The organism is Neobacillus sp. NPDC093182 (assembly GCF_044754045.1).
This window is the reverse complement of sequence record NZ_JBIVOI010000009.1, coordinates 244,514-267,464: the sequence shown is the minus strand read 5'-3', so window position 1 is coordinate 267,464 and position 22,951 is coordinate 244,514. Positions and strand designations below refer to the sequence as shown.

The following is a 22,951-nucleotide window of genomic DNA, read 5'->3' as shown; positions in this document are numbered from 1 at the left end:
ATCCATTGGAAGTAAATAAAGGAGCCAGTAACAATACATCAACGTTACTGGCTTTTATTTTAAAGAAAAGAGGAAGATAAGATGGAGAATACAAAAACAGCGACTAAAGCATTTCATATATTGGCTAAACCATCAGGTCCTATTTGTAACCTAGATTGTCATTACTGTTTTTATACGGAAAAGGAAGCGCTATTTTCAGGGAAAAGTCGTTTCCGAATGTCTGATGAAACGCTAGAGGAATTTATCAGCCAATACATAAAAGCTCAAAATGTTGATGAAATCCCGTTCGTATGGCAGGGCGGAGAACCTACCTTAATGGGCCTTGATTTTTACAAGCGAGTAATTGAATTGCAAAAGAAATATGGGAAGGGAAAACGAATCACCAATTCGCTTCAGACAAATGGAACGTTGTTAACGGAAGAATGGTGCAAGTTTTTGGCTGATCATAACTTTCTAGTAGGCTTGAGTCTAGATGGACCAGAATCTATCCATGACCGCTATAGAGTTGACCGCGGTGGAAAACCCGCGTTCCATAGGGTTCTAAATGCACTCCATTTACTAAAAAAATATAAGGTTTCGTTTAATGTACTCGTATGTGTAACAAAGAATTCTTCCATGTATCCGCTAGAAATATATAACTTTTTTAAGAATGAGGGAGTAGAGTTCATACAGTTTATTCCAATAGTGGAAAGAATGCCAGATACCGAAGCGATAAAACTTGGCCTTCGTCATGCCACACCACCTTCTGTAAAACAGGAAGAAGCCCAGAAGGCTGTCTCTGCCTGGACAGTAGAATCAGAAAAATATGGAGATTTTCTAATTACCATTTTCGATGAGTGGGTAAGAAAGGATGTCGGTAAAATTCATGTAATGAACTTTGAGCACGCACTTACCTCATGGTTAGGACTTCCAGCGACAACATGCTTTTTTGCCGAAACATGTGGAAGGGCAGGAATTGTTGAACACAATGGTGATGTGTATTCGTGTGATCACTTTATGTATCCTGAATACAAACTAGGGAATATCTTTGATGACACATTTAGTGAAATGATAGATTCTAATAAGCAGCGGGCGTTTGGGGAAAATAAAAAATCCTCACTGCCAAGGTACTGTCAAAGCTGCGAGGTTCGTTTTGCCTGCAACGGAGAATGCCCAAAACAACGCTTCCTTTTAACCCCCGATGGTGAACCGGGGTTAAACTATTTGTGCGCAGGCTATAAAAAATACTTCCATCATATTCACAAATATATGAAAGTAATGGTCCAGCTAATTGAAAATGGTTTGCCAGCCGCTGAAGTTATGGAGGTCATCAAAAGACCGCTTATTGTTAAAAGGTGACCCTAATTCAAATTAAAAGCGGCAGATAAATTTGAATTAAATAAATTTTTAGAATTGATTGACAGAATAAAAATCACTAGGTAAAATTATAGTTAGTTAATGAAAGCGCTTTTTAATCAATTTTACACTACATAGATGATGTTTAACACAAGAACTAAAATTTTAGTTAAAAGAATCGTCGTTTGAATTTAATTTGTAAAGTGAGGGAAATAAAAAATGGCTGAAGTAATGAAACGGAAGATCCAAACCGGAAACTATCAAACTTTTATTAATGAAGGTGGCGATAATAAGTCATCTGAGACCATTATATTCCTGCACGGCAGCGGACCAGGTGCAAGCGGGGAGTCGAATTGGAAGGAAATTCTACCTCGTTTTCAAGATAAATTCCACGTTGTGGCACCAGATTTCTATGGCTTCGGTAATACAGATCATCCTGAGGAATATCCTCAAAATGGAGCAGAGTGGATGCAGATTAGGGTTAACCAAGTACTTTCACTAATGGATACTTTAAAGGTTGAAAAAGCCCATTTGGTTGGAAATTCCTTGGGCGGTGTTGTTGCGCTTCACCTTCTTATGTACGCTCCAGAGAAGTTTGACCGTGTAGTTTTAATGGGAGCAGGAGGCGGTTTGAAAGAACCTACCCCAGAGCTTGCAAAATTAGCAAACTTCCATAAAGATCCAAACCCTGTTGCATTTAAAAATCTATTAAGCTGGTTCTTATACGATAAGAGTATTCTAGAGGATAAACTGGAGCAAATTGTTTCAGAACGGTTAGAGCTGTTTTTAAGACCGGATGTACGCAAATCCTATGAGGAAAATTTCACAAAATCACATCTGTCTGACATGCTTGTTCCTCCTTCAGCACTAAAACAAATGGAGAATGAAATGTTACTCATTCATGGACACCAAGACCGATTTGTACCTCTTGAAAGCAGCCTTTACGTCATGGATTACTTGCCAAACGCGCAGCTCCATATCTTCAAGCGCTGTGGACACTGGGCGCAAGTAGAACAAAAGGAAAGATTTATTAAACTAACTTCGGATTTTTTCAACGGTGAAATATAGAAATAGTGTTGATTTAATTACTAATACACCGTTGATACCTGCCTCCTATCAGTAGTAAAAGTGATAGACTCTCAGAGTAATTACTAATATTATAGGGGTAACGACAACAAATGAGAATTGAAGGTGTATTGAGATGAAAATAGATCAGGCTTATCGCTATATTAAAACACAAATTATTGATGGAGTCTGGGTACCTGATACAGCGATTAATGTTAATGAAGTTTCTGAGCATTTAAATATCAGCCGCACACCTATACACAAGGCTATGACAAAACTTTCAGAGGAAGGATTTTTGTCAATCATTCCCCAAGTAGGTGTCTTTGTAAAAAGACCTGAGAGGGAAGAAGTAATGGAGCGATTATTGGTCTGTGCAACCCTGGATGCATTAATGACGGAGCATGCGGTAAAAAATTTAAATGATCAAGAACTTTCTCAAATGTTTAATACCTTGACTACTATGGATAATCCAGAAATCTCTGAAGAAGAGTATTCTCTCCTCAATATTGAGTTTCACCGAATCATTTATCAAGCGGCTAAGTTACCTTATACTTTTACTCTTGCCAATCAGTTATGGGATTACTTGAATTATGTTGGTAATCCAGCAATGTTATTTTCACAGGATCGAAGAAAGCAATCGCAGGCGGAGCATTGGATGATTTATTATAGTTTAAAAGAGAGAGACTCTAAACTAGCAAAAAAGCTAATGGAAAGACATTTAACCCGTATTGCAGAAAGCGTTAGCGAGAAATATCAGAAAATGGGTATTGCTCAGGAAGTGGTTAACGAGATTTAAAAGTGGTATAAAACAATATTACGGGAGGTTTTCATATGAACCAAAGCGTGTTGGAAACGAAAAATGTATTAGTGGACAGAGCGCGGGCTCTTATTCCTAAACTGCGAGAGTTTAGCCAGGATATTGATAAAAATAGTAGAATTCCAGAAGAGATTGTTGATGATTTGAAAAATGAGGGACTCTTAAAGGTACTACGGCCGCATATGTTTGGTGGTTATCAGACAAATATGAGAGCGTTCACAGAAGTTGTAACAGAGATTTCCCGTGGTAACGGTTCAGCCGGTTGGTTCGTATGCCTAAGTAATATTCGTGATTATATGATTTCCTACACATTTGGTGAAAAAGCCTTAAATGAGATTTATTCAGTGGGGAAAGATGTTGTGTTAGCAGGTAACTTTAAACCTATTAAGTGTAATATCAAAAAGGTCGAAGGCGGATATTTTGTGGAAGAAGCCCAGTGGCCATTTGTTTCAGGAAGTCCACATGCCGATTGGTGCTACTTCGGATTCCCATTAACAGATGAAAATGGCGGAATGGAAATGGCCATAATGGTGGTACCGCGTGAGGAAATAGAGATTCTTGACGACTGGAATGTTATGGGATTAAAGGGTTCCGGCAGCAATAGCTGTAGAATTCAAAATGTTATTGTTCCAGAACACCGTGTATCATTGGATCGCTTAGCTAGCAAAGGTCATTACTTAATTGATCCGCTTAAAGACGTTTCATTATATAGATCTTCTTTTGTACCATCTCTTACATTATCGATTGTAGGACCGGCATTAGGGCTAGCACAGGCAGCCATGGACCTCTATATGGAAAGACTTCCGAAAGCTGGAATTGGAAACACCTTCTATCATAAACAAAATGAAGCACCAATAACACATCATCAGGTTGCCCAAGCACAATTAAAAATTGATACTGCCGAAATGTTTTTATACCGTGCTGTGGATAAAATTGATAGCTATGCTGAACGCGGAGAGGTAATGGACACGGCTGAAATTGTGAAAGTGAAAGCAGATTTCGGTTATGTAAATCAACTATGTAAGGAAGCAATCGATCTTCTAGTTGCTGGAGTCGGTTCCATGTTCACTTACCATAGCAATCCTTTACAATTAGTCTATCGCGATTTTTTTGCCATGCATTTACATGGTTTCATTACACCATCAAGTTTAATCGAAACATATGGAAGAGTTCTTTGCGGCCAAGAACCGAATACCTATTTTGTCTAATCCAAAATGAAAAGGCTTACTGTTTTCTGAAGATTCAAATATAAAATTAATTGGAGGAAAAAAACATGAGTTTACCAGAAATCGCAAAGTTAGGACACGTAGCATTAGTTTCATCAGATCTTGAAAAATCACTTTGGTTCTTTAAGGAATTGATTGGATTAGAAGAAACAGAAGAGGTAAATGGCACGCATTATTTACGCGCATGGGGAGACTTTGAACATCACACATTATCAATAACAGCTGGCGAAAAGTCATATGTTGATCATATCGCATGGAGAACAAAGCGTCCGGAAGATGTAGAGCAATTTGCACATTTGCTTGAAGAAGCTGGTACGGAAGTAAACTGGATTGAAGCAGGAGTGGAAGCAGGGCAAGGAAGAGCCATTCGTTTTAAATTGCCGAGTGAACACCGTTTCGAAATTTATTATGATATGGAAAAAACACTAGCTGAGCCATCTAAACGTTCAGTGTTAAAGAACCAGACCTATAAAGCATGGGCAAAAGGCGTTTCACCACGCAGAATTGACCATGTTAATATCCTAACATCCTTAAAGGCAAATGAGATTTCAGATTATTTAATGGAAAAATTAGGATTTAAAATGCGAGAATGCGTTCAGGCTCCAGATGACTCATTAATTGCTGCTTGGTTAAGCGTAACCCCTTTGGTTCATGATATCGCTGTAAGCCATGATCCATTTGCACCATCAACACATCAAATTCACCATTTGTCTTACTGGCTGGATAATGCTCAAGATTTGCTGCGTGCAGCAGACATCTTAACAGAACATGGACTCAAGTTTAAAGGACCGGGTAAGCATGGTATTTCACAAGCAATGTATTTATATGTGGTCGATCCAGGAAGTGGAGTACGCTTGGAATTGTTCACTAATGGCTATTTGATTTTTGAACCAGACTGGGAGCCAATTGTATGGACGTTAGATGAGATGGATGTAGGTTTTACCTTCTGGGGTGATCAAACAGACACGATACCAGAAAACAATCCGACAATTGATGCTTAAGAGTATAGTAGATTAATTTTATAGAAGAGAGAGGTTAGTAAAATGGATGATCGTCAATTTCGAACAGCGATGGGGAAATTTGCAACAGGAGTAACCGTAATTGCTACTGATGTGGACGGAGATGTGCATGGCATGACAGCCAATGCCTTCATGTCTGTGTCGCTTGACCCTAAACTAGTAGTAATCTCAATTGGTGAAAAGGCAAGGATTCTTGAGAAAATTAAACAAAGTAAAACATTTTCTGTAAATATATTAGCAGCTGATCAACAGGAACTTTCGATGATTTTTGCGGGACAGTTGAAAGAACACCGCGAAGTGGAATTTGACCGGCTTGATGGGAAGCCCGTACTAAACGGGGCGGTTGCACAAATTGCCTGTGAGGTATCTGCTGAACATCTTGAAGGAGATCACACGCTATTCATTGGAAGAGTAACAGATATTCATTTAGAAGATGCTGAACCACTTGTTTTTTATAGTGGAAAGTACCGTGCTTTAGCTGAAACTGTAACAGTATAATGAACACTTTAAAGAAAAGGGGACTGCTTTAATGGATATTCAAAAAGCGGCCACTGCTTTAATGGAAGCAGAAAATCAGAAGGAACCGATTGCCCCATTCACATCCTCAACAGAAGAACTATCTGTTGAGGATGCTTACAACATCCAGCTTTTCCAAATTCGCCAAAAGGTAGCAAAAGGTGCTGTCGTCGTTGGAAAAAAGATTGGACTGACGAGTAAAGCAATGCAGGAAATGCTTAATGTTACCGAACCTGATTATGGACATCTTCTTGATGACATGATGTATGGAGAGGGAGAGACAATTAGTCTTCATAAGTTTATTCAGCCGAGGATTGAATTTGAAATGGCGTTTGTTTTGAATAAGGATTTAAAAGGTCCGGGTGTAACGATGAACGATGTGATTGAAGCTACGGACTATGTGGTTCCAGCTCTAGAGATTATTGATAGCCGAATAAAAGATTGGCAGATCAAATTTGAGGATACAGTTGCAGACAATGGTTCATCCGCTGGTGCAATTATAGGAAGTACAACGGCTAAACTAGATGGTTTAGATTTAGCATCCGTAAAAATGACTGTAACAAGAAATGGTGAGTTTTTGGACGCAGCAGCTGGTTCAGCAGTAATGGGGCACCCTGCTCAAGCAGTGGCATGGTTAGCCAATGCACTTGGAAGCTACGGAATTTCTCTCCATGCCGGGGAAGTTATTCTTTCTGGAGCCCTTTCAAAAGCAATACCAATTGAAGATGGAGATACCTTCACTGCTGAATTTGAACATATTGGAGCAGTAACTGCCTCCTTCAAGAAATAAAAACACGCTATAAAGAGTAAGACTCCTTGTATGAAAAATGTAAGGAGTCTTTATTTTAAGCTTTGGTACTAGTTCGAATCAAACCAGTTTAATACTTAATCTTTAGAGGGAAAAGGTGAGATTATGAAGGTTAACTCAGGCAATCTGCTGGAACCAAACTACATAGAAGAAGGAAATAAGAAAATTCTTACCACTGCAGGAGCCTTTGGTTTATTGCGTAAGGGCATAATCGAGAATTTAGGATTAAAGCGAGCTAAGGGTTTTTTGCTTCGTTACGGTTGGAGTTTGGGTGTCAGTAATGCGGAAGAAGCCATGTTAACGAGTACCTCGATTGACTATCTAATTAAACAAGCTGCCGTGCTCCATTTGGGTACAGGTCATATAGGAGATGTCCAGTCTGAAAGATTTATTGAATGGGTTGATTCGGAAAATATTAAAACAATCAGTGGCAAAGGAAAGTGGATTCATTCATTTGAAGCACAGGAGCATCTTAAACATCATGGAAAATCAGATATGCCTGTATGCCATATTTTAACGGGGTATGCAAGCGGCTATATGTCTACGATTTGTAAAAAGAGTTTGATTGTTAAGGAAATTAGCTGTGTAGCCAAAGGTGACCCTGAATGCTGCTTCGAGATGAAGCTCCAGGAGGATTGGGGACCTGAGATTCAGGATGAGCTAAAATTCTATCATGAAATCAATATTATTGAAGAATTAGAGTACACCTATGAGCAATTGTTAGAGCAGCGAAATTATATCGATAAGGTTTCGAAATTTCATAAAAAATTAACGGAAAGTATTTCAAACGGAAGCAATTTGCAGGATATCGCCGATTCGACTTTTGGGCTATTAAAAATACCGATTTCAATCGAGGATTTAAGCTTTCAAAAAATTGTTTATGCAGGAATGGAAGAAGACGAATATAGCAGTTTGAGTAAAGAACTGAAAGAGAGTTTAATTCGAAAGAATAGAAAAAATAATAAACCGCTTCCGCTATTTAAAGAAACAACAAGACTAAAAACAGAAAACCAAGAGCGGCTCATTACTCCCATCATTGTACAAAAAAAAGTAATTGGATATTGTACATTTCTTTATTTAAAAGAAACAGAGAAAAGCTCCGAAAATAATATTATGTTTATCGAGCGGGTAGCAAATGCCGCCTCTCTATACCTTTTAAATGAGAAGACAAGCTTTGAAGCACTTGAAAAGATGAAAGGCTATTTTTTAGAACAAATTTTAAAGGGACAGTATTCCTCTAGAGAAGAAATTATCAATCGCGGCCGTTATATGGGGGTAGACCTTGAAACGCCATTCTATATTGCTGCAATTGACTATAAAGAGAATGGCAAGACAGCAAAAGATAGCAATGACTATGAACAAATTTTAGAATCAATTGCTAAGTACTTAGACATTCAGGGATATAAAGCACTCATCGGTCAATATGAAGGTAAAATCATTATGCTGATACCTGTATCTTCAAATATACTGCCAAATATGGAAAAAATCTTAAAACACATTGAAACGACTCATTCATTCTATAACTACAAAATTGGCATTAGTGATAAAGCTGAGGAAATTGAACATGTTTTGGAGTATTTGGATGAATCACTAATTAGCCTGAGAATGTCAACGGAGAAGAAAATTATTCATTTTAAAGATTTGGGGATCGTTGGAATTTTAATTAATTCAAAAAATGTAAGCGGAATTAAGAAAATTGCTAAACAAGAATTAGGGCCGCTTTATAAATTGGGAGAGGGCAAACAAAAGGAATTATTGAAAACACTTTATGTTTTTTTATCAAATGGCGGCAAACTTCAACAAACGATGGATGATTTATCATTATCGATGAGTGGACTTATGTATCGAATTAACAAGATTGAAAATCTAATTAATAAAGATCTGCGAGACTCATCACAAAGCTATCAGTTACTATTGATTTTAGATTCACTGTTAGCTTTAGGGGAGCTAGAAATATAAGAATAGTGAGTTAAGTTACCCGGGCATTCATGTGTGATTGCTCTTTTTTTCTAGGTGAAGTATCAAAAAACCAATATAAACTAGTTGAAAATGGTAGAAAATTCAATGAATTTTACTCTAGTTTATATACTAACAATTTTCTAATATTTAGAAATGTAAGGGTTTTCTTTTTTGATACAAGAATCTGGGAGGGATTTATTTGAATCAAGCTACAGCTATTAATACCGTTGAAAGAAGTACTTTAAAGAAAACAATGAGAAGATTACTGCCGTTTATTTTAATTCTTTATGTCATTGCATTTTTGGATCGGGTAAATATGGGCTATGCAGCTTTAGAGATGAATGCAGATTTAGCATTAACGGCTGAAGCATTTGGATTATTGTCTGGTTTATTCTTTATCAGTTATTTCCTTTTTGAAGTCCCAAGTAACCTTATTTTGAACAAAGTTGGTGCACGGCTTTGGATTGCCCGTATTATGATTACATGGGGTATTGTGGTCGTATTAACTGGGTTTATCCAATCTACCGCCCACTTATATATTTTACGCTTTTTATTGGGTGCTGCAGAAGCAGGGTTTGTCCCAGGAATCATTCTTTACTTAACGTATTGGTTTAGAGCCCGTGAAAGAGGCAAGGCAACAGCTCTCTTTTTTGTTGCCTTGCCATTAAGTGCATTAATTGGTGCGCCTCTTTCTACCTGGATCATGGATACCGTGACTTGGGGAGGATTAGCAGGCTGGCGGTGGATGTTTATTTTAGAGGGCATACCTGCAGTTCTATTAGGTATTGTGGTTTTATTTTACTTGACAGACCGTCCTGTTAACGCCAAGTGGTTAACAGAACAGGAAAAAACTTGGCTTGAAGAGGAGCTTATTAAAGAAAGAAAACTAAGTGCAAAATTAAATAAATCATCACATCTTGGTATGTTAATGGAATCGAAAGTATGGAAATTAGCTTTATTTAATATTGCTGGATTTGTTGCGGTCAATGCACTATCTTACTGGATGCCTACGATTATTAAATCACTTTCTTCTTCTGAAACAACTAATTTGCAAATTGGATGGCTGGCAATGATTCCTTCTATTATCGCGATTCCATCCATTCTATTTACAGGTTGGAATGCAGATAGAACGGGCAGGCATAAATTGCATTTAGGTGCATGTGTGTCAATTGCCATGATTGGGTTCATTGGATGTGCATACGTTTCAAGCGTGCCCCTGATGGTTTTAATGCTATCGATTACTTCAGCAGGGTTATATGGGATATCCGGAACTTTCTATGCCTATATCACCTTCTTCTTTTCTGAATCAACCGCACCAGCTGGCATTGCATTAGTTAGCACATTATCATCACTTGGTGGTTTCGTAGGCCCAATGTTAATGGGCATTTTCGATTTTAAACAAGCAATGTTTATCATTGCTGGATGCCTGCTTGTCAGCCTGATTACTCTATTTACCTTAAGATTAGCGAAGAATGACCAGAAAGACTTAGTCGATACAGGAGCAGTAGAGATCCCTAATTGATTTGAACGAAGTAAAAAATCGAATCTCCATAATTATTTGAGCCCTCTTTGGGCTTTTTTTATGGAAACAACACTCAATTAGCTAATATTTTTTGTTAAATCTTTCAATAATCCAACAAAAATCTACTAAAAAATGATTAATAATCAAATAGTTTTTATTCTAGAAATAAAGTAGTAAATTTTCTAAAATTTCAGTTATAGATAAACTTTACTATGTTTAAATGTCAAATTTAAAAATGTAAGGGATTTCATCCATGGGTGATTTTCTAAAAAAACCGATATTTTTTCAAGGAGGAGAATGGTAAATTGACAAACATTACTCAACAATTAATTAAGACTGCTAACTATGAAACATACCTAAATCGTGCAGGTGAAGGCAATTCAGAAGTGATTTTATTTTTACATGGCTCCGGACCAGGTGTTACATCGTTTGCGAACTGGCGTTATGCCCTGAAAGACTGCTCTGAGACGTATGACTGTCTTGCTCCAGATCTATTGGGTTTTGGCAATAGCAGTCATCCAGATACACTACCTAAGAATAGGCAAGGGTGGATGGATTTATGGGTAAATCAACTTATGGAGCTTCTAGATGATTTGGGTGTTCAAAAGGCCCATTTAGTCGGCAATTCGTTGGGATGTTCCATTGCACTTGAGCTCTTATTAGAACACCCAGAACGATTTGACCGAGTGGTGTTAATGGGACCAGGAGGAACACCAAATACCAAGCTAAGCCCGGAATTAGCTCGTGCGAAAGGATTTTATGACAATCCGTCACCAAAGAAGCTTCGTCAAATTATGAGCTGGTTTGTATACGACGCAGAGGCAATGGAGCCAATCATCGACGCTATCACAGATTACCGATTTGAAACAGCGATGAAGCCAGAAGTCCGTATCTCCAATGATTCTATTTTCGCAACAGCGGCTGTACCAGTTCCTACTACAGCATTAAGAAGAATTAAGAACCCTGTTCTACTTGTACATGGTCGGGATGACATGGTTTGCTCCGTAGAATCCAGCTATTACTTACTCTCCCACCTGCCGAACTCCCAGCTGCATGTATACGGGAAATGTGGTCATTGGACGCAAATTGAAAAGCAGGAAAGCTTTAATTACCTAATCCAGAACTATTTTGCTGATAGAATCTAATAATATTTAGGAGGAATAAAAGATGACTTTACCTGAAATTGCAAAGTTAGGACATGTCGCACTCGTTACACCAGACCTTGAAAAATCACTATGGTTTTTCCGAGATGTTATCGGGTTAGAAGTAACGGAAGAGGTAAATGGTACGTATTATTTACGGGCATGGGGCGATTTTGAACACCACTCCCTTTCTTTAACTGCAGGAGATAGAGGATACGTAGATCATATCGGCTGGAGAACGAAACGTCCGGAAGATGTGGAAGGTTTTGCCCAGTTGCTTGAAAAAGCTGGAACAGAAGTAAAATGGATTGAAGCAGGCGAAGAAACAGGTCAAGGGCGTGCGATTCGTTTTAAACTGCCAAGTCAGCATTCCTTTGAAATCTATTATGATGTAGAAAAGCCTAAAGCGGACGAAAAAAGGCGCTCTGTCTTGAAAAATCAAACTTACAAGTCTTGGGCCCGTGGCTGCTCACCTAGAAGATTTGACCATGTAAACATTGCTACATCCATGGATGTCCAAGAAATCCTAGATTACTTAGGAGCTCAATTAGGATTTAAGCTTCGTGAATATGTAAGATATAACAACGAAACAACCATGGCCGGCTGGATGAGTGTAACGCCTCTCGTTCACGACATTGCGGTAATTTCAAGACCGCAGGCAGCAACGCCAAACCAGCTCCACCACATTTCGTATTGGCTGGATAACGCGCAGGATGTCTTACGGGCTGCAGACATTTTGAGTGAAGAAGGTATTAAGTTCATCGGCCCTGGTAAACACGGTGTTTCTCAAGCACTATACTTATATGTCCTTGACCCAGGCAGCGGCTGTCGTGTTGAGCTATTTAGTAATTCCTATTTAATTCTTGAACCTGATTGGGAGCCAGTTGAATGGACGGAGGAAGATCATTCAATCGGTAACACCTATTGGGGTGAATCCGTCAGCGATAAAGAAATGAACAAACCTACTATAGAGGCTTAAATTAGAAAGCTGACTCAAAAGTAATTGAGTCAGCTTTTTTCAAAGACAATTTTGCGAAAGTGAGGCAGTTAGTGATGAGTGAAATGAAAATTTATGAAACCGATGTCGTTGTAGTTGGTGCAGGCAATGCTGCTATGTGCGCAGCCATCTCAGCAAGGGAAAATGGCGCAAATGTCCTGGTACTTGAAAAAGCACCCGAAGCTGAAAAAGGCGGAAACAGTACCTATACACATGGTTCCATCCGGTTTGCTTATGATGGTGTCGAAGATTTAAAGGAGATCATGCCTGACCTTGCACCAGAAGATATTGAGTCTTCAGATTTTGGCGTCTATTCTGAGGAAGAATTCTATGAAGATATGTGCCGTGTCACCAATTACCGTACTGACCCGGAACTAGCATCAATTTTAACAGGAAAAAGTTTTGAAACGATGAAATGGCTCACCTCCCATAAGGTACGCTGGGTGCCTATATATGGTCGTCAAGCCTTTAAGGTAGACGGTAAATTTAAGTTCTGGGGCGGAATGATTGTTGAATCGGTAGGCGGGGGACCTGGATTAGTAGAAGCCCTGCATAAAGAAGCCTCTTCTTCAGGAGTGCAAATTCTATTTAATGCCATGGCGACTGAACTGATCCATGATGACGAAGGCGCGCATGGAGTGATCTTTAAGCACAATGGCAAAACAGCAAAGGTATATGCTAAAGCCGTGGTATTGGCCTCTGGAGGCTTTCACGCAAACCCCGAAATGCGCACGCGTTATTTAGGACCGAAATGGGACTTGACCCATGCAAGAGGCAGCCGTTTTAATACGGGAGAAGGCATTCAAATGGCATTAAATATTGGTGCCCTTGCCACTGGAAATTGGTCAGGCTGTCATTCTGTCGGCGGGGATCGATATCTCCCGGATTTTACAGAAGGTTTTCAAAAGCTTAGCTATCCTTTTGGAATTATGGTAAACGCGGAAGGAAAGCGCTTTGTGGACGAAGGTGCGGATTTCCGCAATTACACTTATGCCAAATATGGCCGGTTAATTCTTGAACAGCCAGGACAATTTGCATGGCAAATTTTTGACCAAAAGGTATCTCGGCTATTACGAGAAGAATACAAGGGCAGGCAGGTAACAAAAGTAAAAGCCAATACGCTAGAGGAACTAGCGGAAAAACTTGAAGATGTTGACTCCGAAGTTTTTTTACAAAGTGTGAAAGAGTACAATGCGTCGATTCGGAAAGATATCCCGTTTAATCCAAATATCAAGGACGGCCGGTGTACAGAAGGATTAGCGGTACGAAAATCAAATTGGGCAAACACATTGGAGGACGGTCCATTTGAAGCCTATGCCGTTACTTGCGGTATTACCTTTACCTTTGGGGGCTTGAAAATTAACCCAGCGACAGAAGTACAAGATGTACTATCCAAGTCTATCCCAGGATTGTATGCGGCCGGTGAATTAGTAGGAGGATTATTTTACTTTAACTACCCAGGCGGAGCAGGACTAATGGCAGGATCTGTGTTTGGGAAAATTGCAGGTGAGAATGCAGCTAAGTTTATCAAAACGAAAGAAATTATTAATTCGTAAAAATTCTATTCAATTTACTAGTCATGTGGACAAAACTTCAAAGTTATCACTCAAAAACCAATAAAAATTAGCTGAAAATGTTTGAAAGTTGAAAGGTTTTTACCCTTTAAATTGATTTTGTAATTTTCTAAAATTTAGTTAAGAACTTAAACGAAAAAGTGAAATAAAGTTGAAAAGGAGATAGTACCATGACAAACGTTACCTATAGTGACACGTATCTTGTAGATAAAGCAAAAGCCCTCGTTCCGAAGCTTAGAGAAAGAGCAAAAGAGACGGAAGAAATTCGCCGGATACCAGAAGCAACGATGAACGACTTAAAAGAAGCAGGATTATTCAAGTTACTTCGGCCAAGGATTTATGGCGGCTATCAAACTAGCATGAGAACCTATTCTGATTGTATTGTCGAAATCTCCCGCGGATGTGCTTCTACAGGCTGGATTTTATCACTGTGTGCCATTCGGGAACTCATGGTAGCGGAATCATTTTCGGAAAAAACACACCAAGAAATCTTCGGAGAGAATGAAGATAATGTCCTGTTTGCTGGAGTATATGAACCTAGAAAATGTATTGCTAGAAAAGTCGAAGGTGGTTATTTAATCGAAGAAGGTTTCTGGATGTTCTGCTCCGGATCGCTTCATGCCACATGGGGATACTTCGGAATGGCAATCAGGGACGATGATGAAAACCTCGTAGATCAAGCGCTGATGACACTTCCTTTTGAAGAGTTAGAGATTATGGATGACTGGCATGTTATGGGGCTCAAAGGCACTGGCAGTAACAGTGTAAAAATGACCAACGTATTTATCCCGGATCACCGAGTCGTTTCTTTTCCGGAAGTGTTGAACGGAACATTTAAATCAGACCATTTAAGAGATATCCCATTATATAGTACGGCACTTTTTCCATCCCTAGCTCTGTCTTTAGCATTGCCGGGCTTAGGATTGGTAAAGGCCGCGTTAGAATTTTTCCAAGACACACTCCCAAATCGAAAAGCTGCACATATCGGAGTTGAATATTTACGTGATTCACCTACCCTGCACTCGTTACTAGCTGACGCCGCGCTGAAAATTGATACCGCTTCCATGCATTACTACCGTGTGGCAGATGAGCTTGATGCATGGGCTGCCAGCGGAGAATTTATGGATCGTCAAGCACGAGTAAAGGCTTTAGCGGATATCGGATATGCGAACCAAGTTAGTAAGGAAGCACTCGATATTCTAATTCTCGCAAGCGGATCAGGTTATGTTTATGAAGGTCATCCATTGCAAAGAATTTTCCGGGATTTTTGGACGCTTTATTCACACAGAACACTTTCACCGTTAATCACAAAAGAAAACTATGGACGTGTACTTTCTGGGTTAGAGTCGAATGCCCTAAGATATTAGAACGCTCCTAATCTATTAAACAATCTCGATCAAGAAGAAGGGAGACTGTATGGAAACAATCTATATAAACCGTGATAATTTGGCAGATTGGCAGGGAAAAGCAGATGCATGTGTAATAGCACTTGGTTTTTTTGATGGTCTCCATTACGGACATCGTGAAGTAATCAAAACAGCTTTACGGAAAGCACAAGAAAAGGGTGTGCAGCTCTCTGTAATGAGTTTCTTTCCACATCCAAAGTCTGTCCTATCTAATGGGGAAAAACAAATTGACTATTTAATGCCCCTTTCTGGTAAGGAGAAAATTCTTCGGGGGCTTGGTGTTGATACGTTTTATATTGTTGAATTCACTAGGGAATTTGCCGCTCTTTCACCTGAACAATATGTTAATGATTATCTGGTTAATCTAGGGGTTATTCATGCAGTTGCTGGTTTTGATTTTACTTATGGTTCCAGGGGAATCGGAAATTTAGATCGTTTGCAGGGTGACAGTGGTGGAAGCATAGAGGTGACAAAGGTGGAAAAAGTGGCATGCCGTGGCGAGAAAATCAGCTCTACCAGCATACGAGAAAGATTAGCTGCAGGCAATGTAGAGGAACTGCCAGATTTTCTCGGCTGCTTCTATGAAATAGCAGGAATGTGGGATGGTCAATCATTCAAGCTGAATCCATACTATACTCTGCCTGCACCCGGAAAATATGCGGTAACAATTAATATAAGAAATTTATCAAAACGTACTGAAGTAATTGTGGAAGAAAACTCTCTCAAACCGGTTTCAGAACTGCCGCTATATTTATTTGGGGAGCTATCGATTGTTTGGCATAAACGTATCTCCGAGGATGCTTCCTCTTCTCGTCCTATTTTAAAAGTTGGAGGATTAACTCTATGAATAAATGCAAAGACTTTCAAAAACTGCTTCAAGAACCCGGTTCCTTTATCCTGCCCGGCGCCTATGATGCGATGTCTGCAAAGTTAATAGAAGAAACTGGCTTTAAGGCGATTTACGCAACGGGTGCTGGTATATCCAATGCACAGCTTGGCTGGGCTGACGTGGGACTTACTTCTCTAAAGGAAGTGGTTGATATTGTTGCAAGAATGGCCGACGTTACCAATATTCCAATCGTAGTAGATGGCGATACTGGGTTCGGAAATGCGATCAATGTCATTCGGACTGTAAAAGAGTTTGAACGTGCAGGTGTGGCTGCCATTCAAATGGAGGACCAGGTATCACCAAAGAAATGCGGTCATTTTAACGGTAAAGAAGTTATTTCTAAGGAAGAAATGGTCGGGAAAATCAAGGCTGCCTTAGATGCTAGAAAAGATGAAAATCTCGCGATTATGGCACGCACTGATGCAATAGCCGTTAATGGTGTGGAAGACGCTATTGACAGGGCTTTTGCCTATTACGAAGCGGGTGCCGATATTATTTTTGTCGAAGCACCAAATACAGTTCAACAATTACGGCAAATTACAAGTTCACTAAAAGGAATTCCGCAGGTTATTAACTTAGTAGAAGGCGGCAAAACACCGCTTATTTCCTTAAAAGAAGCAGAAGAAATTGGGTTTAAAATCATGCTGTGTGCAAATACAGCGCTTCGCTCGGCCATTAAAGGAATCACTGAATCTTTAAGAATTCTTAAAGAAGAAGGCTCTCAGGAAAATCTATTACCTTTGATTTGTACCTGGGAGGAAAGACAATCTCTTTTCAAACTTAATCAAATCAAAGATTGGGAAAAGAAGTATTTATATAATAATTAATACTAGGAGGTTACGAAAGTGGAGAGAGAATTGGATTATGACATTGTGGTAATTGGCTGTGGTGTGGCAGGAACAGCAGCAGCTTTGTCCGCTGCGGAAAGTGCCAAGCAGGCAGGAAGGAATTTACGAATAGCGATCCTAGAACGCACGGATTACGATCATCGCGGCGGAAACTCAAGGTGGACAGCCTCTTACATGCGAATGAAGAATATTGACGAAATAGCAGACAACTTTGTAGAAGATATGATGGCGTTCTCAGATCATTTCTCTGATAGGGAGTACATAGAAACTCTCGCGGAAAACGCAGGCAGTACACTGCGCTGGGTAGAGGAAAAGGGTGTAGAATTCGACTACCTGCCAACCATGTTCCTAACTGCTTCAAGGCCGCGGTTACTTCCAGTTGGCGGCGGCAGGGCTATCATTGATACATTATCACGCCGGGCAGGAGGTCTGGGAGTTGAAATTATTTATGAGGCGACAGCTTGGAAATTGTTGCTTGATGACGAGGGTGCGATAAATGGACTTATGGTTCGGGTTAAGGGTGGAAACTCGCTGCAGCTGAAAGTCGGTGCCGTTGTCCTTGCAGCTGGCGGATTCCAGGGAAATCAGGAGATGATGGCACAGTATGTTGGCAGGGATGCACATAAAATTCGTACTGTAGCAGAAGGCGGCCTTTACAACAAAGGGGAAGGTATCCGGATGGCAATGGCAATTGGTGCAAAAGGAGCCGGTCAGTTCGATTCCTTTCATGCAGAACCAGTGGACCCTAGAAGTAAGCGGGAAGAAGCAGCTGTCATGACTTACCCTTATGCGATTTTGGTCGATAAAAATGGCAGCCGTTTTGTCGATGAAGGAATTTCCACAGTAGACGAACAATATGAAGCGGTAGCCCGCAAAATTTTCTACGATCTCCCTGACCATATAGCTTATATGATCAGTGACCAAAAAATGTTCGATATTCCGAATTATGAGAGAGCGATAGAAACAGATAAACCGGCGATTGAGGCAGACACCCTTGAGGAGTTAGCAGTGAAAATTGGGGTGCCAGCAGATCAGTTGACTGCAACGGTCAAAGCCTTTAATGCCGCTGTACAGCCTGGGGAATTCCACTGGGATAAGAAGGACGGAAAACAGGCTGTAGGGATTACACCGCCAAAATCAAATTGGGCGATTACGATCGATAAGGCGCCATACATTGCCTATCCAATTGTCTGCTCCAATGTTTTCACGAATGGAGGCTTAGCATCTGATACAAATGGGCGGGTTTTGTCGCAGGATGATGATGTAATTCCAGGATTGTACGTCGCAGGTGAAACAGCTGGTCTTTACTATGGCAAATATCCTGGCGGCACATCCGTGCTTCGCGGACTCGTGTTTGGTAAACGTGCTGGTGAGCATGCAGCGTCTTACGTTAGCGATTTTAAAAAACTTGGGGTGTAAAGAAGGGGTGTTGACCTTTGGAATTAAAAAATAAAGTTGCATTTGTAACTGGCGGCGGCAGAGGGATTGGCCGGGAAACCTGCCTGCTTTTAGCAAAGCAGGGGGCAAAAGTAGCTGTTTTTTCTCGAAGTCTATCAGAAACTACGGAGGTGGCCGCTTATATAAGGGAGGAGCTTGGAGGCGAAGCTATCGCTCTTGCTGGTGATGTACGCTCTGAGGATGATGTGAACAAAGCTGTTCAGAAAACGGTAGAAAAACTTGGAAATATTGATATTTTAATCAATAATGCCGGTGTCATGCTGCTAAAGCCATTCGATGAAACGACGGTTGAAGAGTGGGACTTTGTCCAAGAAATCAATACCCGCGGTGTATTTTTATGTGCGAAAGCAGTAGTACCGCAAATGAAAGAGAAAAGAAATGGTGTCATTATCAATGTATCATCCATTTGGGGAACAAAAGGCGGTCCGGACAGAAGTGCCTATATTACCTCTAAATTTGCCGTAATTGGATTTACAAAAGCATTAGGTGAAGAGTTAAAACCATTTAATGTTAGGGTAAATGCTGTCTGCCCAGGCCCAGTTGACACAAAGATGATGGAAGATATTGCTCCGGATGCGAACAAAGATAATTGGCTTCATCCAATTGACATGGCAACTGTAATTGTTGATTTGTGTCTGCCAAAAATGAAAGCCGTTTCGGCGACTGTGATTGAAGCCTTCGGCAATGGAAGGCCAGTTAATTTATAAAAATAATAAACTATTCTGTTGATAGAAAAGGGGAACGTATATGGAAAACTTTACAACAGCAATTGAATCAAAAAATATTAGTCTAGCATTAGCAAATAAAATGCTTGTGGCCGCATTAGAAAAGGGAAAAGAGCTTGGTATTCCGTTCAGTATTGCCATTGTTGATAAGCCAGGTAATTTAAAAGCATTTAATGCGATGGATGGTGCTCCCGTCTTAAGTCTTGAAATCGCTCAAAATAAGGCATTTTCTGCCGCGGCATACAATCGTGCAACACATGAATGGTATGACAGACTAAAGGATGATCCACCATTATTTCACGGTATTGTTCACACACCAAGATTAGTTATTTTTGGCGGCGGATACCCAATTAAAATTAATAACGAACTTATTGGTGGAATCGGAGTGAGCGGCGGACATTATTCACATGATATGCAAGTATGCCAAGCGGCTCTAGAAGTATTAAAAGCCTTTGAATCTGGGGAGTGAAAATAATGGATCGCTATGATTTGGTCATTCTTGGCGGGGGACTTGCAGGTATGTGCGCCGCGGTGGAGGCAGGGGAGCAGGGCGCGAACGTCCTGCTCCTTGAAAAGCAGGATGAACTTGGCGGCAGCACGGTCCTCAGTTCAGGGTATATGGCATTTGCCGGTACGGATATGCAGGAGCAGACAGGAATCATGGATTCAACCGAATCCCTAGTGGCTGACATGGTGGAGGTTGGCGGCGGAGTAAATGATCAAACACTCGTTGCTGCCTATGGCAAACACCAGCTAGAAACCTATCAATGGCTGGTTGACCACGGTGTCGAGTTCAGAGCGTTGGAAGCAGTAAGCGGGCATAGTGTTCCACGCGGACATATTATTGATCCTCATCAAGCAATCCAGTCCCTGCACCGAAGGGTTAAGCAATTACCAAACGTGACGATTTGTTTCAATGCTCCAGCAAGAAGATTACTTAAGAATGCTGAAGGACGGATTGATACGGTAGTATACGAGGTCGATGGCAAAGAGAAAAAAGCACTTGCTGCTAGAGGGGTATTGATTGCCTCTGGAGGTTTTGCTAAAAGTGAAGAGCTGTTGAATCATTTTGCACCTCAATTAAAGGGAGCATTAAGAATTGGCGGTGCTGGAAATCACGGAGACGGAATTCGGATGGCATGGGAACATGGTGCATGGGTCCAGGATCTTCCGTATTTAAATGGAACATATGGATTCCATCCAACTGCAGCAGGACCGGTAAAGTCGCAGGGATTGGCTTTTTATAAAGGTGCTATTATGGTTAACCAACAGGGCAAGCGGTTCGTAAATGAATCTATTTCTTACAAACTACTAGGAAAAGCAGCGTTCGAACAGCCTGAGCAGATTAGTTATCAGGTTTGGGATCAGACTGTGATGGATAAGAGTGTTTTTGATGACCCGCTATATGATTTTGAATTGCTAAAGAGGCGTCGACTACTTTACAAGGCTGATACCTTGGAGGAATTAGCAGACTGTATTGATGTACCACTGGAAGTCTTGGAAGATACCATTTCTAGATATAATCAAGGCGTTCTAAACGGAGAAGATTCTGATTTCGGCAGAACTTCTTTGACACATAACTATGGTAAACCAACACCAATTGAAAAAGCACCGTTCTATGCATTCGAATCAACGGTCGCTATGCTTGCCACCTATGCAGGGGTGTCTGTCAATGCTGCAGCCAAGGTAGTAAATCCTTTTGGTGAGCACATTCCAGGATTGTATGCTGCGGGAGAAGTAACGGGCGGATTCCATGGAGCTGGGTACATGACGGGAAGTTCGTTAGGGAAGGCAGCCGTCTTTGGAAGAATAGCAGTTCGAGAGGCGTTATCTGAGAAAGCCGTAGTTTGATTTTTTTGGATTGGGCGCAACGCCGATATATTCCGAGGAACGCTGATATATATTAAAAATTCAACTTTATTTATATACAAATCGATGAAAAAGGAGGTCTTCGATATGAAAATCTGGCATCAAAGTCTTACAACGATTGACCGGGTGCCGCATTATCGGGATGCAATCATCAAACATGTAAGCAGGATTGCCCGCCCTGATGTAGAGGTTGTTTTACATGGTATGTCGGAAGAGACATATCCTTCTCATTACCCGGGAATCTTTATTACCCATTCCTACCTGCAAAATCTCCACCGGGAACAGTTCGTACGAGCTGCGCTAACAGCTGAAAAAGCCGGTTACGACGCAATGTTCATCGCAACCATCCCGGATGTTGGCCTTTTAGTAGCACGTACGCTGGTAGATATTCCAGTAGTGGGGTATGGTCAAGCCTCCTTCCATATGGCCTCCATGCTTGGGGACCGTATAGGAGTGGTAAATTTCCTGGCTCCATTAGCGGAACAGCTCCGTCACAATGCTGACAAGTACGGTTTAGGAGGTAAACTTGGACCAATCGTTCAGACCGAAGTGGGCTTTGAGGATATTATGGCTGGATTTAATGACCCAGAGCCAATCATTGAATCCTTCAAAAAGGCAGCTCAGTCAGCGATTGCAGATGGAGCGGATGTAATCATTCCTGGAGAGGGTCCAATGAATGTCTTTTTAGCTACCCATGGAATTTCTAGAATTGGAGATGTACCAGTGGTTGACTCCTTTGCAGCCGCAATTAAGATGTGCGAGTCACTCGTAGATTTGCAAAAAAACTCAGGTGTTTATATGACACGCAGAGGATTCTACAATGCAAAGCCGCCTGTTGAAGCAGTGGAAAGACTACGAGAAATGTATGGACTCATACCTTCTCCTAATCCTAAAGACGATAAAGGACTTTCTGTTAAAGGGATAGGAGTTTAAAACACAAATATTAACAAATTAAGAGGTGAAATGAATATGCACATCGTTGTCTGCCTTAAACAGGTTCTAGATCCAGAAATTACACCGAAATATTTTAAAATAGACCCTGACACGAATCGTCCTGAAAATAGTGACACTGATTTGGTAATCGACTCATTTGCTGAGAATGCCCTTGAACTCGCTGTTCAACTTCGTGACAAGGTTCCAGGAGCAACCGTTACCGCACTTTGTCTCGGAGATGAGGAATCGGAGGAGGTACTGCGCAGGGCACTAGCTTTTACCGCGAATGCAGCAGTAAGGGTGTGGGATGAAGAATGGGAGAATCTAGACGGACAGGCTGTTGGCCATATTCTAGCACAAACCATTAAATCCTTAGGTGGAGCCCAACTTGTGCTTACAGGTTACCAAGCAAGTGATATCGAGGAAGGTCTCGTTGGACCTGTTATGGCTGAGGAACTAGGAATTCCTTGCGTGACACTTGTTTCAGAGCTTGAGGTGGAAGAGAATAATGCAAAGGTTACTGTTGAAGTTGAAGGTGGATATGCCGTTGTCAGTGTTCCAACTCCTTCTGTATTTACCATTATCAGCTCTGAGACAAACGTTCCAAGACTTCCAAAGGTTAAGGATATTAGACTGGCGAGAAGTAAACCTATTACGCTATTAGAATCAGAAGATCTTAATCTTGATCGTGAGCGCTGTCAATCAGGTGTTAAGCTCGAGCGGGCATACGTCCTGAATAGGGAGGTAGTTTGTGAGGTCTTGCCTGGTGATGATGGTGCAGAACTTGCTGGCAAATTAGCTGACCGGCTCTTGGCTCTCAAGATCTTATAGGAGGAATTCAAC

21 protein-coding genes are annotated in these 22,951 nt (G+C 40.7%); all 21 read left to right on the top strand.

Annotated features, from left to right (window positions below; genetic code table 11):
- Positions 1 to 81: 81 nt before the first annotated feature.
- A complete protein-coding gene (locus ACIQAA_RS17950; RefSeq protein WP_402621974.1) occupies positions 82 to 1,338 on the top strand; it encodes an anaerobic sulfatase maturase in 1,257 nt (418 codons plus the stop codon).
- A 216-nt stretch (positions 1,339 to 1,554) separates the two neighbouring features.
- Positions 1,555 to 2,403 (top strand): alpha/beta fold hydrolase, encoded by an 849-nt coding sequence (locus ACIQAA_RS17945; RefSeq protein WP_402621972.1) that lies wholly within the window; start codon positions 1,555 to 1,557, stop codon positions 2,401 to 2,403.
- Between the two features lie 133 nt (positions 2,404 to 2,536).
- Positions 2,537 to 3,196: a GntR family transcriptional regulator gene (locus ACIQAA_RS17940; RefSeq protein WP_402621971.1), complete on the top strand. Its 660-nt coding sequence runs from the start codon at positions 2,537 to 2,539 to the stop codon at positions 3,194 to 3,196.
- 35 nt (positions 3,197 to 3,231) lie between these two features.
- Complete coding sequence (locus tag ACIQAA_RS17935) at positions 3,232 to 4,425, top strand: acyl-CoA dehydrogenase family protein (protein WP_402621969.1); 1,194 nt, start codon at positions 3,232 to 3,234, stop codon at positions 4,423 to 4,425.
- Between the two features lie 65 nt (positions 4,426 to 4,490).
- Complete coding sequence (locus ACIQAA_RS17930; protein ID WP_402621968.1) at positions 4,491 to 5,444, top strand: VOC family protein; 954 nt, start codon at positions 4,491 to 4,493, stop codon at positions 5,442 to 5,444.
- A gap of 42 nt (positions 5,445 to 5,486) precedes the next feature.
- Positions 5,487 to 5,960 carry a flavin reductase family protein gene (locus ACIQAA_RS17925; RefSeq protein ID WP_402621966.1) on the top strand — a complete coding sequence of 158 codons (474 nt, stop codon included), beginning with the start codon at positions 5,487 to 5,489 and terminating at the stop codon, positions 5,958 to 5,960.
- A 31-nt stretch (positions 5,961 to 5,991) separates the two neighbouring features.
- Entirely contained in the window at positions 5,992 to 6,768 is a 777-nt protein-coding gene (locus ACIQAA_RS17920; protein WP_402621965.1) for a 2-keto-4-pentenoate hydratase, read from the top strand.
- Positions 6,769 to 6,891: 123 nt separating this feature from the next.
- Positions 6,892 to 8,745, top strand: a complete 1,854-nt coding sequence (locus tag ACIQAA_RS17915; RefSeq protein WP_402621963.1) for a V4R domain-containing protein — start codon at positions 6,892 to 6,894, stop codon at positions 8,743 to 8,745.
- 199 nt (positions 8,746 to 8,944) lie between these two features.
- Positions 8,945 to 10,267, top strand: coding sequence for an MFS transporter (locus tag ACIQAA_RS17910; RefSeq protein ID WP_402621961.1), 1,323 nt, complete (start codon positions 8,945 to 8,947; stop codon positions 10,265 to 10,267).
- A gap of 305 nt (positions 10,268 to 10,572) precedes the next feature.
- Complete coding sequence (locus tag ACIQAA_RS17905) at positions 10,573 to 11,412, top strand: alpha/beta fold hydrolase (RefSeq protein WP_402621959.1); 840 nt, start codon at positions 10,573 to 10,575, stop codon at positions 11,410 to 11,412.
- 22 nt (positions 11,413 to 11,434) lie between these two features.
- A complete protein-coding gene (locus ACIQAA_RS17900) occupies positions 11,435 to 12,388 on the top strand; it encodes a VOC family protein (protein ID WP_402621957.1) in 954 nt (317 codons plus the stop codon).
- Between the two features lie 23 nt (positions 12,389 to 12,411).
- A complete protein-coding gene (gene tcuA, locus ACIQAA_RS17895) occupies positions 12,412 to 13,962 on the top strand; it encodes an FAD-dependent tricarballylate dehydrogenase TcuA (RefSeq protein ID WP_402622004.1) in 1,551 nt (516 codons plus the stop codon).
- Between the two features lie 188 nt (positions 13,963 to 14,150).
- On the top strand, positions 14,151 to 15,347 hold the full coding sequence (locus ACIQAA_RS17890) for an acyl-CoA dehydrogenase family protein (protein ID WP_402621955.1): 1,197 nt from the start codon (positions 14,151 to 14,153) through the stop codon (positions 15,345 to 15,347).
- Between the two features lie 49 nt (positions 15,348 to 15,396).
- A complete protein-coding gene (locus tag ACIQAA_RS17885; protein ID WP_402621953.1) occupies positions 15,397 to 16,233 on the top strand; it encodes an adenylyltransferase/cytidyltransferase family protein in 837 nt (278 codons plus the stop codon).
- The gene (locus tag ACIQAA_RS17880; protein WP_402621951.1) at positions 16,230 to 17,102 is read left to right on the top strand and encodes an isocitrate lyase/PEP mutase family protein; all 873 of its coding nucleotides are present in this window, start codon (positions 16,230 to 16,232) and stop codon (positions 17,100 to 17,102) included. The genes ACIQAA_RS17885 and ACIQAA_RS17880 overlap by 4 nt, the downstream gene beginning before the upstream one ends.
- A gap of 18 nt (positions 17,103 to 17,120) precedes the next feature.
- A complete protein-coding gene (locus tag ACIQAA_RS17875; RefSeq protein WP_402621949.1) occupies positions 17,121 to 18,542 on the top strand; it encodes an FAD-binding protein in 1,422 nt (473 codons plus the stop codon).
- Positions 18,543 to 18,559: 17 nt separating this feature from the next.
- Positions 18,560 to 19,288, top strand: coding sequence for an SDR family NAD(P)-dependent oxidoreductase (locus tag ACIQAA_RS17870; protein ID WP_402621947.1), 729 nt, complete (start codon positions 18,560 to 18,562; stop codon positions 19,286 to 19,288).
- 40 nt (positions 19,289 to 19,328) lie between these two features.
- Positions 19,329 to 19,775, top strand: a complete 447-nt coding sequence (locus ACIQAA_RS17865) for a GlcG/HbpS family heme-binding protein (protein WP_402621945.1) — start codon at positions 19,329 to 19,331, stop codon at positions 19,773 to 19,775.
- A 5-nt stretch (positions 19,776 to 19,780) separates the two neighbouring features.
- A complete protein-coding gene (locus tag ACIQAA_RS17860) occupies positions 19,781 to 21,157 on the top strand; it encodes an FAD-dependent oxidoreductase (protein ID WP_402621944.1) in 1,377 nt (458 codons plus the stop codon).
- Between the two features lie 105 nt (positions 21,158 to 21,262).
- Positions 21,263 to 22,108 carry an aspartate/glutamate racemase family protein gene (locus tag ACIQAA_RS17855; protein ID WP_402621942.1) on the top strand — a complete coding sequence of 282 codons (846 nt, stop codon included), beginning with the start codon at positions 21,263 to 21,265 and terminating at the stop codon, positions 22,106 to 22,108.
- 30 nt (positions 22,109 to 22,138) lie between these two features.
- Positions 22,139 to 22,939, top strand: a complete 801-nt coding sequence (locus ACIQAA_RS17850; RefSeq protein WP_402621940.1) for an electron transfer flavoprotein subunit beta/FixA family protein — start codon at positions 22,139 to 22,141, stop codon at positions 22,937 to 22,939.
- Positions 22,940 to 22,951: the final 12 nt, after the last annotated feature.